The sequence below is a fragment of the Pseudosporangium ferrugineum genome (genome assembly GCF_003002065.1).
Lineage (GTDB): Bacteria > Actinomycetota > Actinomycetes > Mycobacteriales > Micromonosporaceae > Actinoplanes > Actinoplanes ferrugineus_A.
On sequence record NZ_PVZG01000001.1, the window covers coordinates 209,061 to 222,856 of the forward strand.

Genomic DNA, 13,796 nt, shown 5'->3' on the forward strand with positions numbered 1-13,796 from the left:
ATCGTTAGGGGTGGCCGATGCCACGGCGGGTTGTTGTTGCCCATCCCGACTTCGGCCGCAAGCTCAAAGCGCTGCGTGAGCAGCATGGATTGTCTCTGCGCCGGCTCGGCGGGATGGTCCATTGTTCGCACGGCCACCTGTGGGATCTTGAATCGGGGAGCAAACGACCGAGTCTCTCCGTCGCGGTTCTGCTGGATCAGGCGCTCAGCGCGGGCGGTCAGTTGTCCGCCATGGTGTCCGAGGTGTCAGCCGACACCAATGCCCGGCCCGGCGCGGCCGAACAAACGGCAGTGGCCATGCCGTCCGGGCTAGAGTTCGCGCCGGACCGGCGGCACGGCATAGATGTCGTCGTTGATCTTTGGCGAGGCGATATGCAGCGGCGGAACCTTCTTCGGCAGGTGGGCTTCAGCGCGACGGCCTTTCTGCCTGCGGCGATGCGATGGCTGATGTCGTCGCTCGACGAGCGCCCGGCCGGCAACGGTGAACGGCTGATCGGGGTCGCCGACGTCGAGACCGTGCGCCGGATGACCTCGACGTCCCGGACGCTGGACAACCAGTTCGGCGGCGGCCACATCCGCGACAGTCTGGTGCGCTTCCTCAACGCCGACGTCACCGAGTTGATCAACGGCCGCTACGACGCGGCGACCGGCCGTCAATTGCTGTCCGCGGTCGCGGAGACGACCCAGCTCGCGGGCTGGGCTTCGTACGACGCCGGAATGCACGGGCTGGCCCAGCGATACCTGATCCAGGCTCTTCGCCTTGCGGCGGGCGCCGGTGACCGGGCGCTGGGAGCGGAGATTCTGGCGGCGATGAGCCATCAGGCCGCGTTCCTGCGCGCCTCCGGCGAGGCGGTGGACCTGGCCAAGGCCGCCGGCCGCGCGGCAGGGGAGGCAGGTATCGCCGCGATCGAGGCGGAGTCGGCAGTTCTCGAAGCCCAAGGCCATGCCGTCGGCGGCAACGAGAAGGCCTGCGCGACGGCTCTGAACAGGGCCGAGGCGATCTTCGACAAGGCTGACCGGACCAGCGAGCCGCAGTGGATCGGGTATTTCGACGAGAACTACCTTGCGGCCAAGTTCGGGCACTGCTTCACCGCCCTGGGCAGGGGCGACATCGCGACAAGATTCGCCACCCGGTCGCTGGCCATGGACGGCCGACAGTATGCCCGGGGCCGGCAGTTCAACCTCGTCCTGCTCGCCGTAGCGCACGCGCAGAACGGCGAGCCGGAGGAATCCGCGCGGGTCGGTGTCGAGGCGGTCGAAGCCGCGGAAGGGCTGTACTCGTCACGCGCCCGTGACTACCTGACCGACCTCGCCGACCGTCTCTCCAAGCATGTCGGGCTACCAGCGGTGCAGGACTTCGCCGAGCGGGCCAGGCCGATCCTGGCCAGCGCCTAAAGCTTTCCGGTCGCCTTCCGCAGCAGCAGGGCGAGCAGCCCAGAAACGGAGCCGGCGCCGACGATGGTGCCATCGTCGATGTGCTGCTGGATCTCGTCGAGCGGGATCCAGCCGAGGCGCTCGGCTTCGTTGATGTCCGGGGCCGCGCCGGTGAAGTCGGCGCCGCGGGCCAGGTAGACGATGTTCTCCTGGTCGATCGTGCCCACCATCGGCTGAAAGCTGATCAACTTCTCGATGCTGCGCGGCCGCCAGCCGGTCTCTTCCTCGACCTCGCGAGCGGCGCAGGTCATAGAGTCCTCGGCCGGGTCGAGGTAACCGCCGGGCAGTTCCCAGACCCAGCGGTCCACGATGAACCGGTGCCGCCACATCATCAGCACGCGTTCGTCGTCGTCGAGCACGATGACCATCGCGGCGGCCGGGATCCGCAGGACGTACTGCTCGAAGCGGACGCCGTCGGGTAGCTCCACGTCCGCGATGCTCAGCACAGCCCGCCGGGTGTCGTCGACGACGCGCTCGCCGTGGATGGTCCATTCACTGGCTCGCTTCGGCTCAACGCTCATCAGCGCACAGTATCCGTACGCCTTCCGGGTTGTACTCCGACACCTGCCGCGTCGGCTGACAGCGGCTGACGCTTGTCGCCTTCATTTCCGGGTCACCGGACCGCCACGCTGTGAACGAAACACCTGGTGAACAGCAGCGAAGCCCACGGCGGCCACCGCACCACGCCGGCCGCCACCCCTGGAAACGAAACCGGGCACGAAGTCCCCGCCGCACCACAACGAACCAGCGGGCCGGGTGAGACCACCGTGACAGTACGTCGCAGGTCGGCGTGCCCTCGACATCACGGAAGGCAGGACATGGCGACGACCACGAACCACCGCGTTCACGGAGGTGAACCCCAGTGGTGGCGATAGCGGCGACGAGCGCACTCCTGCTGGGGTTCCTCGCGGGCCTGATCAGCTTCAAGGTCAAAAGCCGGTGGTGCCCGCTGTGCGGCGCGATGACCACCGCCGACCTGCCCGCAGCGACCGTCCCGCCGGCCGCGCCGTGCGTTCCGAGTTGGTCGGCGCTGCCGACGCAGTCCTACAGCCAGGTCGGGCGAGCTGGAGCTCTCACCCCGGCTCAGTGGCGCCGCGCGAACGGCGGCCGTTGATGCTGGTTGCGAGGACACGCACCAGTCCGACCGGCCGACATGGGACTGCCCGGCCTGCGGCGAGCCGTGGCTGTGCGCACCCGGCAAAGGTCGAGCTGGCTGAGCAGGGTGCAGTGCATCGCCGCCGTCGCGGCCGGGCACTTCATCCGTGACGGCATCGTCCCGATGGTCACCGTCGAACGACTCGAGTACCGGCCACATCGCTACGTCCCCAGCGACGACCAACCCGCCGACGCGCTGCACGCCCGTTGCCACGTCTGCTACGGCACCCACGGCGAGGACAAGCCGACACATCCCGTAGTCGGAAGCGAGAGCACCTCTCCATGAAGCCGAGCGATTGACTTCTCGGCCCTTCAGACTCCCGGTCCGGTCGCCTTCCCTGCGAAAGACGACGACCAGACCGGGGCGAATGCACCACCCGCGAGGACGGACCTCGTGGCGCACACGCAAAGGAGAGCATGCCATGGACACCGACGACCTGTACTCGGTCGAGGTCCCGGAAACGGCGTTCCGCACGCCGTGTGGCGGCAACATCGGCGGCAGCCTGGAGTCCTGCGTCTCGTTCGCGGACATCCCCGGCGAGCCCGGCGCCTACGCCATCCGCGACACCAAGCTCGGCGCGGCCAGCCCGACCCTGCGCTTCAGCGCGGCGGAGATGACCGACTTCGTCATCGCCATCACCGGGCCGGGCGACAACGCCTGATCCGCAAGCCCAGTTCACACCGGGTGGGTCGCCGGAGGGCGGCCCACCGCAGCTGACAACAGATTGAGGAAGCGGGATGACCCTCGGGCACTGGCACGGCTATCTCTGGACCGGATCGAGCAAGGATCTGAAGGACGTATCGCTGCGCCGGCCCGGCGTGCCCGGCACACCCGCGACCCAGGAATTCCTCCGCTCCTCACTGCCACCCATGCGGCTCGGCCATTACCTGTTACGCCGCAACGCTGTATCAGCCGACCTCACCTGGACCGACGTCGACGACGCCATCGACTGGATGGCCGCCACCTACAAAAGCCACCCGCCCATGGAAGGCGACGTCGGATTCCCCGCCGTCAACGGCGCCCGACCACCGCTGGCCGGCGATGTCGGACTGGACGCGCGCAGAGCCACCTCCCGGGACGGGCTGCTCAATGGTGTGGACGCCTACTGGCAGTACTACACCAACCCGAACGGCGGAGTCATCGCCTACGCGGCCATCTGCTGCCCGCACACCCACCTGCCCGACATCCCATGCCCACTACCGCCCCGACCCTGACCACTCCCAGCCCGCGGAGGACGCCGTGACCCTCAGGATGCTGTTCGATCAAGCGACGTACCAGGACATGATGACGAACTGGCCGACCGAACCAGCCATCCACGACCTGCCCGACGGCAGTCACCTGCCGGCCATCGTCAACGCGAAACTACTCAACACATACCTCGAAACCGGGTGCGCGCCCGCCGACGAGATCAACGTCGTCAAGGACGGCGCCGCCCGCCATCCTCGCGCGTACGCGACCGCCGGCAAGCTCGACCCCGCACGGATCGCGATGTGGCGCGAGCGCGGCTACAGCTTCCAGATCCGCAACCTGGACCGCTGGTACCCGCCGCTGCACGCCATGTGCCGAGCCATCCAACACGAGACCGGCTACGGCTGCTACGTCACCGCGTTCGTCACCCCCGCCGGCGCCCAGGGCCTCGACTACCACTGGGACCAGAACATCGGCATCGTCTACCAAGCCGCAGGCTGCAAGACCTGGCAGATCTGGCGGCCGGTCGGCGACGAACCGCATCGCGGCTACAAGGCATCCAACACCCAGCCGCTCGACGAACTGGTCGAGCAGCTCAAGGCCGATGGCCCCGACCTGGAGATCGAGCTCAAACCGGGGCAGGTTCTCGTGCTCCCGCGCGGCTGGGTCCACAACCCGCACGCTTTCAACCAGACCGAGGACAGCGTCCACCTGACCTTCGTCATCCGCGAACGCACCGGCTTCTGGATCGGCGAGAAACTGGCCAAGGCCGCCATCGAGTCGACCTCGCTGCGACGCGTGATCGCGCCGGCGGACATCGTCGGCGACGACGCGCTCGCCGCACAGATCGACCAGGCACGAAAGGCCTTCGTCGACTGGCTCGGCAAGGTCGACACCCAGGCGTTCGCCGCCGAACTGCTCGACACGGCCCGAAGCGAACTCGAACCCGACTACATCTGACGGCCGACCAGAGCACCCGGCTCGGCGGGAACTCCCGCGGATGGTTCACGCAACGACTCCCTCGCTGGCGAGACGGCCATGCCAGCCAGAAGGTCCCAAGACGTCCTAACGGTGTGGTCGCCTATTCGTTACACGCCGCGCAAAGTCGACGCGGTAGACCCAGAGGAACCGGCAGGCGGGCGACGATGACGGAAGCTGACGAAGAGGCGGCGCGGAGGTCCGCCGGCCGCCTCGCGCTGGCGCTGGAAGAGGCCGGCGCTCCGACGTTGCGTTGGAGTTTCCGGCGCCTCACGACGCCATAGGCAGGCAGGGCACGGCGGTCGTGCGCGTCGGTGACCCGGCTGGCGCTGTCCCAAGAACTCGGGGCGAGGCCGTCGGCGGGGTCGATGCCCAGGCGGTCGGTGAAGAAGTCCCCTGCGGTGGTCAGCTCGACCTGGTCCGTGCCGAAACCCTCGAAGGTCGCCGGCAGCGCCGCCAGGTCGGGCCGTGGCGCCCCCGGCGGCAGGAACACCTGCACCCGCGGGCCGAAGTCGTGGTCGGCCGACACCTCGTCGTCGAGGCCGAGCACCTCGGAGCCGTTGCCGAGCAGGGCCGCGGCGTGCTGCCCGGACCCGAGCAGCGGCCGCACCTGCCGGTGGTAGAAGCGGCGGGCGAGCTCGAGTCCGGACAACCGTTTCCACCCGTCAGTAGCGGCAGCGCAGGACGACCATGGTGTGGCCGCCGACCGGCAGGGTGCCCCCGGCCTTCACCGACTTCTTCCGGCCGGCCAGCAGCGGGTCGGCGGTGTCGACCACCTTCTCCCAGGTCCGGCCGTACTCGATCGGCGGGAAGGTGAAGGTGACGTCCTCCGGCAGCGGGTTGAACAGGACCAGGAACGAGTCGTCCACGATGGGCTCGCCGAGGGGGTCCTGCTCGGGGATGCCGTGGCCGTTGAGGAACACCGTCATGGTCATCCCGGACTGCGCCGTCCAGTCCTCCGGCGTCATCGGCTCGCCGTCGCGGCGCAGCCAGGCGATGTCGGGCTGCTTGGAGTCGCCGGCCGGGTCGCCGGTGAAGAACCGGCGGCGGCGGAAGATCGGGTGCCGGGCGCGCAGCGCGGTGAGCTGCTGGGTGAACAGGGTGAGCACGTCGTGGTGGCGGGCGTCGTCCCAGTCGATCCAGGACAGCGGGCCGTCCTGCGCGTAGACGTTGTTGTTGCCCTGCTGGGTGCGGCCGAGCTCGTCGCCGTGGGCGATCATCGGCACGCCCTGCGACAGCAGCAGGGTGGCGAGGAAGTTGCGCTTCTGCCGCTCCCGCAGCTTCACGATGCCGGCGTCGTCGGTGGGCCCCTCGGCGCCGCAGTTCCAGGACCGGTTGTGGCTCTCGCCGTCGCGGTTCTCCTCGCCGTTCGCGTCGTTGTGCTTCTCGTTGTAGGAGACCAGGTCGGTGAGGGTGAACCCGTCGTGGGCGGTGACGAAGTTGATCGAGGCGATCGGCCGGCGCCCGTCGATCTCGTACAGGTCGGAGGAGCCGGTGAAGCGGGAGGCGAACTCGCCGAGGCTGGCCGGCTCGCCGCGCCAGAAGTCGCGGACGGTGTCGCGGTACTTGCCGTTCCACTCGGTCCACAGCGGCGGGAACCCGCCGACCTGGTAGCCGCCGTCGCCGACGTCCCACGGCTCGGCGATCAGCTTCACCTGCGACACCACCGGGTCCTGGTTGACCAGGTCGAAGAACGCGGCGAGGCGGTTCACCTCGTGGAACTCGCGGGCCAGCGAGGCGGCGAGGTCGAAGCGGAACCCGTCGACGTGCATCTCGGTCACCCAGTAGCGCAGCGAGTCCATCAGCAGCCGCAGGGACTCGTGGTGGCGCACGTTCAGGCTGTTGCCGGTGCCGGTGGTGTCGTAGTAGTACTGCCGGTCGCCGTCGACGAGCCGGTAGTAGGCCGGGTTGTCGATGCCGCGGAAGGACAGCGTCGGCCCGAGGTGGTTGCCCTCGGCGGTGTGGTTGTAGACCACGTCGAGGATGACCTCGATGCCGGCCGCGTGCAGGGCCTTGACCATGGACTTGAACTCCTGGACCTGGCCGCCGCTGCCGCCGAACGAGGCGTAGTCGTTGTGCGGGGCGAAGAATCCGATCGTGTTGTAGCCCCAGTAGTTCGACAGGCCGCGCTCCGTCAGGCCGGAGTCGTGGACGAACTGGTGCACCGGCATCAGCTCGACCGCGGTCACCCCGAGCTGCCGGAAATGTTTGATCATCTCGGGGTGGGCGAGGCCGGAGTAGGTGCCCCGCACGTCCTCGGGGATCCGCGGGTTCGCGGCCGTCATCCCCTTCACGTGCGCCTCGTAGATGACCGTCTGGTGGAACGGGATCCGCAGCGGGCGGTCGTTGGCCCAGTCGAAGTACGGGTTCACCACCACCGAGCGCATCGCGTACGGCGCCGAGTCGGTGTCGTTGTACGAGTTCGGGTCGCCGAAGTTGTACGAGAACAACGCGTTGTCCCACACGTGGTGTCCCTCGATCGCCTTCGCGTACGGATCCAGCAGCAGTTTGCTCGGATTGCACCGCAGCCCCCGCGACGGGTCGTACGGCCCGTGCACCCGGTAGCCGTACCGCTGACCCGGCACGATCCGCGGCAGGTACCCGTGCCAGACCAGCGCCTCCCGCTCGGGCAGGTCCACCCGCGTCTCGTTGCCCGCGTCGTCGAACAGGCACAGCTCCACCCGCTCGGCGACCTCGGAGAAGAGGGCGAAGTTCGTGCCGCCCCCGTCGTAGGTGGCACCGAGCGGATACGGGTTGCCCGGCCAGATCTTCATGCGGTTCTCCTCGTGACGGCTTGCGCGCAGACCTTCCCCGTACGCGAGGGAATGAACCTTCCCCGCACCGCCCGCTGACCGTAAGGTACGCCCGGCCGCGCCGGCCGAGGCGGGGAACGGCGCGAAGCACCCGCCCGCGGAATGCTGCATCATGCACACTTCGCGCGGTACAACTGGTGGGATGACCGAGCTCAGCCCCCGCCGCCGCCGGTCGGTGCTCGCGATCTGCTGCCTGAGCCTGTTCATCGTCGGGCTCGACACCACGATCGTGAACATCGCGCTGCCGTCGATCCGCGCCGACCTGGACGCCTCCGTGTCCGGCCTCCAGTGGGTCATCGACGCGTACACGCTGGTCCTGGCCAGCCTGCTGGTGCTGGCCGGCTCGACCGCCGACCGGGCCGGCCGCCGGCGCACCTTCCAGACCGGCCTCGCCCTGTTCACCGCCGGCTCGCTGCTGTGCAGCGTGGCGCCCTCGCTGGGCTGGCTCATCTTCTTCCGCGCGCTGCAGGCGGTCGGCGGTTCCATGCTCAACCCGGTCGCGATGTCGATCATCACCAACACCTTCACCGCGCCGCGCGAGCGGGCCCGGGCCATCGGCGTGTGGGGCGGGGTGGTGGGGCTGAGCATGGCCCTCGGCCCGGTCCTGGGCGGCGCCCTGGTGGCCGCGCTCGGCTGGCGGTCGATCTTCTGGATCAACGTGCCGGTCGGACTGGCCGCGATCGCGCTCGCCGCCGCCTTCGTCCCGGAGTCGCGGGCCGCCCGGGCGCGCCGGCTCGACCCGGTGGGGCAGCTGCTGGTGCTGACGCTGCTGGCCGCCGTGACCTTCGGGATCATCGAGGGGCCGGCGCGGGGGTGGACCGCGCCGGGGATCATCGGCTGCTTCGCGGTGGGGGCGGCGGCGCTGGCGGTGCTGATCCCGTACGAGAACAGCCGCGAGGAACCGCTGCTGGACCTGCGGGTGTTCCGCAGCGTGCCGTTCGCGGGCGCGACGGTGATCGCGGTGTGCGCGTTCGGCGCCCTGGCCGGCTTCCTGTTCCTCAACGCGCTCTACCTCCAGGACGTACGCGGGCTCTCCGCCCTGCACGCCGGCCTCTGGACGCTGCCGATGGCGCTGGTCACCGCGGTCGTCGCGCCGCTGTCCGGGCGCATCGTCGGCACCCGCGGCGCCCGGCTGCCGCTGGCCCTCGGCGGCGCGGCCATCGCCCTGGCCATGCTGCCGTTCACGCAGCTCACCGCCCGTACGCCGGTCTGGGTGCTGATGATCGGTTATGTGCTCTTCGGGCTGGGGTTCGGCCTGGTCAACGCGCCGATCACCGACACCGCCGTGTCCGGCCTGCCGCGCGCGCAGGCCGGGGTCGCGGCGGCGCTCGCCTCGACCAGCCGGCAGGTGGGCGCGGCGCTCGGCGTCGCGGTCATCGGCGCCGCCGTCGTCTCCGGGCTGGACGGCCCGTCCGCCGCCCGCTTCGCCGAGGCGTCCCGGGCCGGCTGGTGGATCATGGCCGGCTGCGGCGCCGCCGTGCTGGTCCTGGGCCTGGTGACGACGAGCGCCCGGGCCCGCGCCACCGCGGCGGGCTCCCCCGCGGTTATCGCAGCGAGCGGCGGTCGTCCGGCAGGCGACGGGTGACGCCGGTACGGTCCAGCAGCTCCAGCAGCGGCACGGCCACCCGGCGGGTCGTGCCGAGCGCCTGACGCGCCTCGCTGAGCGTGAACGGCTGCGGCAGCCCGGCCAGCACCTCGCCGGCCCGCGCGACGGCGTCCGGCCGCAGCACGACCGTCCCCGCCAGCTGCACCAGCAGCCCGGCCCGGACCGCCGCGGCCACCTGCCGCACCCCCAGCCCCAGCTCCGCCAGCCGGTACGCCTCCGGCGCCGCGAACGGCCCGGCCAGCTCGGCGAACGCCTCGTCCACCGCGGCGGCCAGCTCGGCCGGCACGCCGGTCCCGCCCGCCGACACGCGGCCCGCGCGCAGCACCAGCGGCGGGGCGACGAGCGCCTCGACCAGCGACCGGTCCGGCAGGGCGAGCCGGTGTCGCAGCGCCTCCACCGGTGCTCCCGGCTCCAGCGGGCGTTCCGCGGCGTACGCGGTCACCTCCGCGGCCAGCCGCACGCGCAGCCCGGCCCAGTGCTCCGGGTCGGCCAGCCACGTGTCCCCCGTGGCGGGCACCCCCATCCGCAGCAGGTCGTCGCGCCGGGCGAGCTTGCGCCGCCGCAGCTCGCCGGCCAGGTCGGGCACGCCGTCCATCCCGGCCAGCGTCGCCGCGCGGGCCGCGGCGGCACCCCGCCGGTTCAGTCCCGGGGGTACGACGTCCAGCACGGTCACGCCCCCGGCCACGTGGTGCCGGCCGGGATCGCGCAGCAGCGCCCGGTCCCCCACGCGCAGCGGCAGGGGGCGGGCGAGCCGCAACCGGGCGGTGTCGGCGCCGAGGGGGCGTACCCGCACCGGAACGGCGGCCGATCCGGCATGCAGGGTGAGGGTGGCCGGAAGCTCGCCGGCCGGGTCGCCGTGCACCCGCACGTCGACGAGGCCGGTGAAGAGGAAGCGGCCGGGCGTGAGCAGCGCGGCGCCCCGCCCCACCTCGTCCGTGCCGACGCCCCGCAGGTTGACCGCCACCCGGGCGGTACCCCGCACCGAGCCGGCCGGCTTCCCGAGGCTCTGCAGGCCGCGCACCCGCACCGCCCGGTCCGCGCCGGTCAGTTCCAGTTCGTCGCCCGTACGCAGCTCGCCGCCGCCGAGCGTCCCGGTGACCACCGTGCCCGCGCCCTTGATCGTGAACGCCCGGTCGATCCACAGCCGTACGGGACCCTCCGGCGGCGCGGGCAGCGCCGTGACCAGCCGGCCGAGCGCGGCCCGCAGCGCGCCCAGCCCCTCGCCGGTGACCGCGCTGACCGCCACGGCCTCGACCGCGCCCAGCGAGCTGCGGGCGAGCTCCGCGGCCGCCCGGTCCCGCGCCGGCCCCGGATCGGCCAGGTCGCACCGGGAGACGACCAGCAGGCCGTGGCGCACCCCGAGCGCGTCCAGGGCGGCCAGGTGCTCGGCGGACTGCGGCATCCAGCCCTCGTCGGCCGCGACGACCACCATGGCGGCGGGCACCGGCCCGATCCCGGCGAGCATGTTCGGCACGAACCGCTCGTGGCCGGGGACGTCGACGAACGCCACGGTGCCGCCGGGCTCCAGCGTGGTCCACGCGAAACCCAGGTCGATGGTCATGCCGCGGCGCCGCTCCTCGGCCCACCGGTCGGGTTCCATCCCGGTCAGGGCGCGGACCAGGGTCGACTTCCCGTGGTCGACGTGCCCGGCGGTGGCGACGACGTGCACGTCAGGCGTCCGCCCGGAGGACCGCCGAGACCAGCGCCCTGTCCTGGGCCGCGGGCACGCATCGCAGATCCAGCAGCAGCCGCCCGCGCACGACCCGGCCGACCACCGGCGGCTCACCGGTGCGCAGCGGGCGGGCGTACGCCTCGGGCAGCGCCACGGCCCACGACGGCAGCTCCAGCTCCGGGGCGCCGCCGCCGCCGACGACCGCGACCGAGCCGGTGACCTCGGCGGCCACCCCGGCGCCGGCCAGCTCCGCGGCGACCCGTTCGGTGCGCGCCCGCAGCTCCCCGGCGTCCATCCGCAACGCCTGCCACGTCGGCGTCTCCGGCCCGGCCACGGTGGCCCGCAGCGCGGCGAGCGTCAGCTTGTCGACCCGCAGCGCCCGCGCCAGCGGATGCCGCCGCAACCGCTCCACCAGCGCGGCGTCGCCCAGCAGCAACCCGGCCTGCGGCCCGCCGAGCAGCTTGTCCCCGCTGGCGATGACCAGGTGCGCCCCGGCCCGCAGGGTCGATGCCGCGTCGGGCTCGTCCGGCAGCAGCGGATCGGCCGCGAGCAGCCCCGACCCGATGTCGGCGACCACCGGAACGCCCAGCCCCCGCAGCTCGCCGATCCCCACCGACCGGGTGAACCCCCGCACGACGAAGTTCGACGGATGCACCTTGAGCACGAAGCCGGTTTCCGGCCCGACCGCCGCGGCGTAGTCCTCCCGCGAGGTCCGGTTCGTGGTGCCGACCTCCCGCAGCCGGGCCCCGGTGGAGACGAGCAGGTCCGGCAGCCGGAACCCGTCCCCGATCTCGACCAGCTCGCCCCGGCTGACGACGATCTCCCGCCCCTGGGCGAGCACGGTCGCGGCCAGCACCAGCGCGGCCGCCCCGTTGTTGACCACGTGCACCCCGCCGGCGTCCGGCACCGCGGCGGCCAGCGCGGCGAGAGCATCCCGCCCCCGCTTCGCCCGCCGCCCGCTGTCCAGATCGAGCTCGACATCGGTGTGACCGGCGGCGGCGACGACGGCCTCGACCGCCGCCGGCGACAACGCGGCCCGCCCCAGATTCGTGTGCAGCACCACGCCGGTGGCGTTCAGCACCGGCCGCAACCCGCCCTCGAGAGCGGCCAGCGCGGCCTCCACCACGTCACCGGGCCCGATCTCACCGGCCCGCGCCCGCCCCTGCGCCCCGACGACGGCGGCCTTGACCTGCTCCCGCCCGAGCCGCCCGGCCGCGGCGACGACCCGCGGATCGCCGAGAACCACATCGGTACGCGGAATGCCCCGCCTCGGGTCCTGCTCCATCCGCACCACCGTATCGAACCGGCGGGTGGGTCAGCGGTGGCCCTCCGTCATCTGTTCGATCAGGGCCGCGAACTCCGTGCTCACCCGGTCCGCCTCGCGGGCCAGCTGGTCGGAGGCCTGCTGGATGCGGACCGCTACCTGACCGGTGCGGAAGGCGGTCTCGCGGACGCTGCTGCGGGCCCCGTCGCCGCCCGCGATGGCGACCGCGACGTCGTCGGTGGCCGAGCCGAGCGAGCGTACGGTCTCCGCCATGCGCGCCATCACCGAGGCCGCGTCGTTCGACGTCGCCTGGATGGCCTCCACCTCGGACGCGATCTGGTCGGTGGCCGCCGCGCTCTGCTGGGCCAGCTCCTTGACCTCGTTGGCGACCACGGCGAAGCCCTTGCCCATGTCGCCGGCACGGGCCGCCTCGATGGTGGCGTTGAGGGCCAGCAGGTTCGTCTGGGCGGCGACGCTGCGGATGACCTCGATGACCCCGCCGATCGTCTCGGCCGCCGAGGTCAGCCCGGTCACCGTGTCGCTGACCTGGTTGGCCTCCTGGGCCGCCTGGGCCGCGGTGCCGGTCGACTCCGCCGCCTGCCCGCTGATCCGGTCGACGGCCGTGCTCAGGTCGCCGGTCGTCGTGGTCAGGTCCGCGGCGGTCTCCTGCATGCTGGTGACGGCCTCGGTGATCCGGTCCAGCACCGTGCGGACCACGGACTCCACCCGCTGCGCCAGGTCGGCGGTGGCCCGCCGCTGGTCCGCGGCGGCCTGCTCCTGCAGACCCGCGGCCTGCTGCTCCAGCTCCTGCTTGGTGCGCAGATTCCGTTGCAGCGTACGCACGGAGGCGGCCATCCGGCCGAGCTCGTCGCGTCCCGCGGGCGGCACCGGCACGTCGAGGTCGCCCGCCGCCAGCCGGTCCAGGGTGCCGGTCATCCGCCGCACCGGGCGCGAGATGGAGAGGCTGACCGCGGCCAGCCCGGCGAGCAGCAGCACCAGCACGACGCCGGTCTGCAGCAGCACCTGGTTGCGCTTGGTGGCCACGATCGCGTCGACGTCGTCGATGTAGATGCCGCTGCCGATGATCCATTCCCACGGGGCGAAGCCGGCCACGTACGAAAGCTTGGGCACCGGGTCCTTGTGATCGGGCTTCGGCCACAGGTAGCTGACGGATCCGGCCCCGTTGGCCCGCACGACCTTGACCATCTCGACGAACAGCAACTTCCCGTTGGGGTCCTCGTTCATCGACAGGTCCTCGCCGTCCAGCGCGGGCGACGTCGGGTGCATGACCATGCGCGGGTGCATGTCGTTGATCCAGAAGTACTCGACCTTGTCGTACCGCATGTTCTTGATGGTCGCCTTGGCCGCGTCCTGCGCCTGGATCCGCGTCAGCGTGCCGTCGGCCTCCAGCTTCTGGTACGAGCCCAGCACCGAGTGCGCCGCCTCGACCAGCTGCCGCATCTTGACCTCCCGCGCCTCCATCTCGGTCGGGCGGATATCGGCGATCCGGACGAACGCGAGCACCAGCACGCCCAGCACCGCGACCAGCGCGACAGCCATGAGCTTGACGGCGATGGAGGCATTGATCTTCCGCACCGGCACACCTTCCGCAGTGAGACGCAGGTCACCGGATTCTTCGGGTCCCGGCCCCGAAATCTGAGCAGTTTACGCGTCCGTTACCGCGTG

12 protein-coding genes are annotated in these 13,796 nt (G+C 71.6%); 6 read left to right on the top strand and 6 right to left on the bottom strand.

Annotated features, from left to right (window positions below; all coding sequences use genetic code 11):
- The first annotated feature begins 17 nt into the window (after nucleotides 1–17).
- Nucleotides 18–1,394 (top strand): helix-turn-helix domain-containing protein, encoded by a 1,377-nt coding sequence (locus tag CLV70_RS00970; protein ID WP_106124396.1) that lies wholly within the window; start codon nucleotides 18–20, stop codon nucleotides 1,392–1,394.
- Here the strand turns inward: CLV70_RS00970 and CLV70_RS00975 are convergent.
- A complete protein-coding gene (locus tag CLV70_RS00975) occupies nucleotides 1,391–1,957 on the bottom strand; it encodes an NUDIX hydrolase (protein ID WP_375790645.1) in 567 nt (188 codons plus the stop codon). The genes CLV70_RS00970 and CLV70_RS00975 overlap by 4 nt on opposite strands.
- 338 nt (nucleotides 1,958–2,295) lie before the next feature.
- On the opposite strand from CLV70_RS00975, the gene CLV70_RS00980 reads away from it, so the two are divergent.
- The 4 genes from CLV70_RS00980 to CLV70_RS00995 all read left to right on the top strand — a co-directional run bounded on the left by CLV70_RS00980 (nucleotide 2,296) and on the right by CLV70_RS00995 (nucleotide 4,737).
- Nucleotides 2,296–2,547, top strand: coding sequence for a hypothetical protein (locus CLV70_RS00980; protein ID WP_106124398.1), 252 nt, complete (start codon nucleotides 2,296–2,298; stop codon nucleotides 2,545–2,547).
- 463 nt (nucleotides 2,548–3,010) lie between these two features.
- Nucleotides 3,011–3,250, top strand: coding sequence for a DUF397 domain-containing protein (locus CLV70_RS00990; RefSeq protein ID WP_106124400.1), 240 nt, complete (start codon nucleotides 3,011–3,013; stop codon nucleotides 3,248–3,250).
- A gap of 76 nt (nucleotides 3,251–3,326) precedes the next feature.
- Complete coding sequence (locus CLV70_RS39535) at nucleotides 3,327–3,803, top strand: hypothetical protein (RefSeq protein ID WP_158277673.1); 477 nt, start codon at nucleotides 3,327–3,329, stop codon at nucleotides 3,801–3,803.
- A gap of 25 nt (nucleotides 3,804–3,828) precedes the next feature.
- Nucleotides 3,829–4,737 carry a JmjC domain-containing protein gene (locus CLV70_RS00995; protein ID WP_158277674.1) on the top strand — a complete coding sequence of 303 codons (909 nt, stop codon included), beginning with the start codon at nucleotides 3,829–3,831 and terminating at the stop codon, nucleotides 4,735–4,737.
- Between the two features lie 121 nt (nucleotides 4,738–4,858).
- Here the strand turns inward: CLV70_RS00995 and CLV70_RS01000 are convergent, their stop codons facing one another.
- Nucleotides 4,859–5,365: a hypothetical protein gene (locus tag CLV70_RS01000; RefSeq protein ID WP_146163914.1), complete on the bottom strand. Its 507-nt coding sequence runs from the start codon at nucleotides 5,363–5,365 to the stop codon at nucleotides 4,859–4,861.
- A 55-nt stretch (nucleotides 5,366–5,420) separates the two neighbouring features.
- Nucleotides 5,421–7,529: a glycogen debranching protein GlgX gene (gene glgX / locus CLV70_RS01005; RefSeq protein ID WP_106124403.1), complete on the bottom strand. Its 2,109-nt coding sequence runs from the start codon at nucleotides 7,527–7,529 to the stop codon at nucleotides 5,421–5,423.
- A gap of 181 nt (nucleotides 7,530–7,710) precedes the next feature.
- Between glgX and CLV70_RS01010 the strand changes: the two genes are divergently transcribed.
- On the top strand, nucleotides 7,711–9,153 hold the full coding sequence (locus tag CLV70_RS01010; protein ID WP_106124404.1) for an MFS transporter: 1,443 nt from the start codon (nucleotides 7,711–7,713) through the stop codon (nucleotides 9,151–9,153).
- Here the strand turns inward: CLV70_RS01010 and selB are convergent.
- The 3 genes from selB to CLV70_RS01025 are packed head-to-tail and all read right to left on the bottom strand — an operon-like array spanning nucleotide 9,113 to nucleotide 13,706.
- Nucleotides 9,113–10,843, bottom strand: coding sequence for a selenocysteine-specific translation elongation factor (selB, locus tag CLV70_RS01015; protein ID WP_106124405.1), 1,731 nt, complete (start codon nucleotides 10,841–10,843; stop codon nucleotides 9,113–9,115). The genes CLV70_RS01010 and selB overlap by 41 nt on opposite strands.
- A gap of 1 nt (nucleotide 10,844) precedes the next feature.
- Nucleotides 10,845–12,131, bottom strand: a complete 1,287-nt coding sequence (gene selA / locus CLV70_RS01020) for an L-seryl-tRNA(Sec) selenium transferase (protein WP_106124406.1) — start codon at nucleotides 12,129–12,131, stop codon at nucleotides 10,845–10,847.
- 30 nt (nucleotides 12,132–12,161) lie between these two features.
- A complete protein-coding gene (locus tag CLV70_RS01025; RefSeq protein WP_146163915.1) occupies nucleotides 12,162–13,706 on the bottom strand; it encodes a cache domain-containing protein in 1,545 nt (514 codons plus the stop codon).
- Nucleotides 13,707–13,796: the final 90 nt, after the last annotated feature.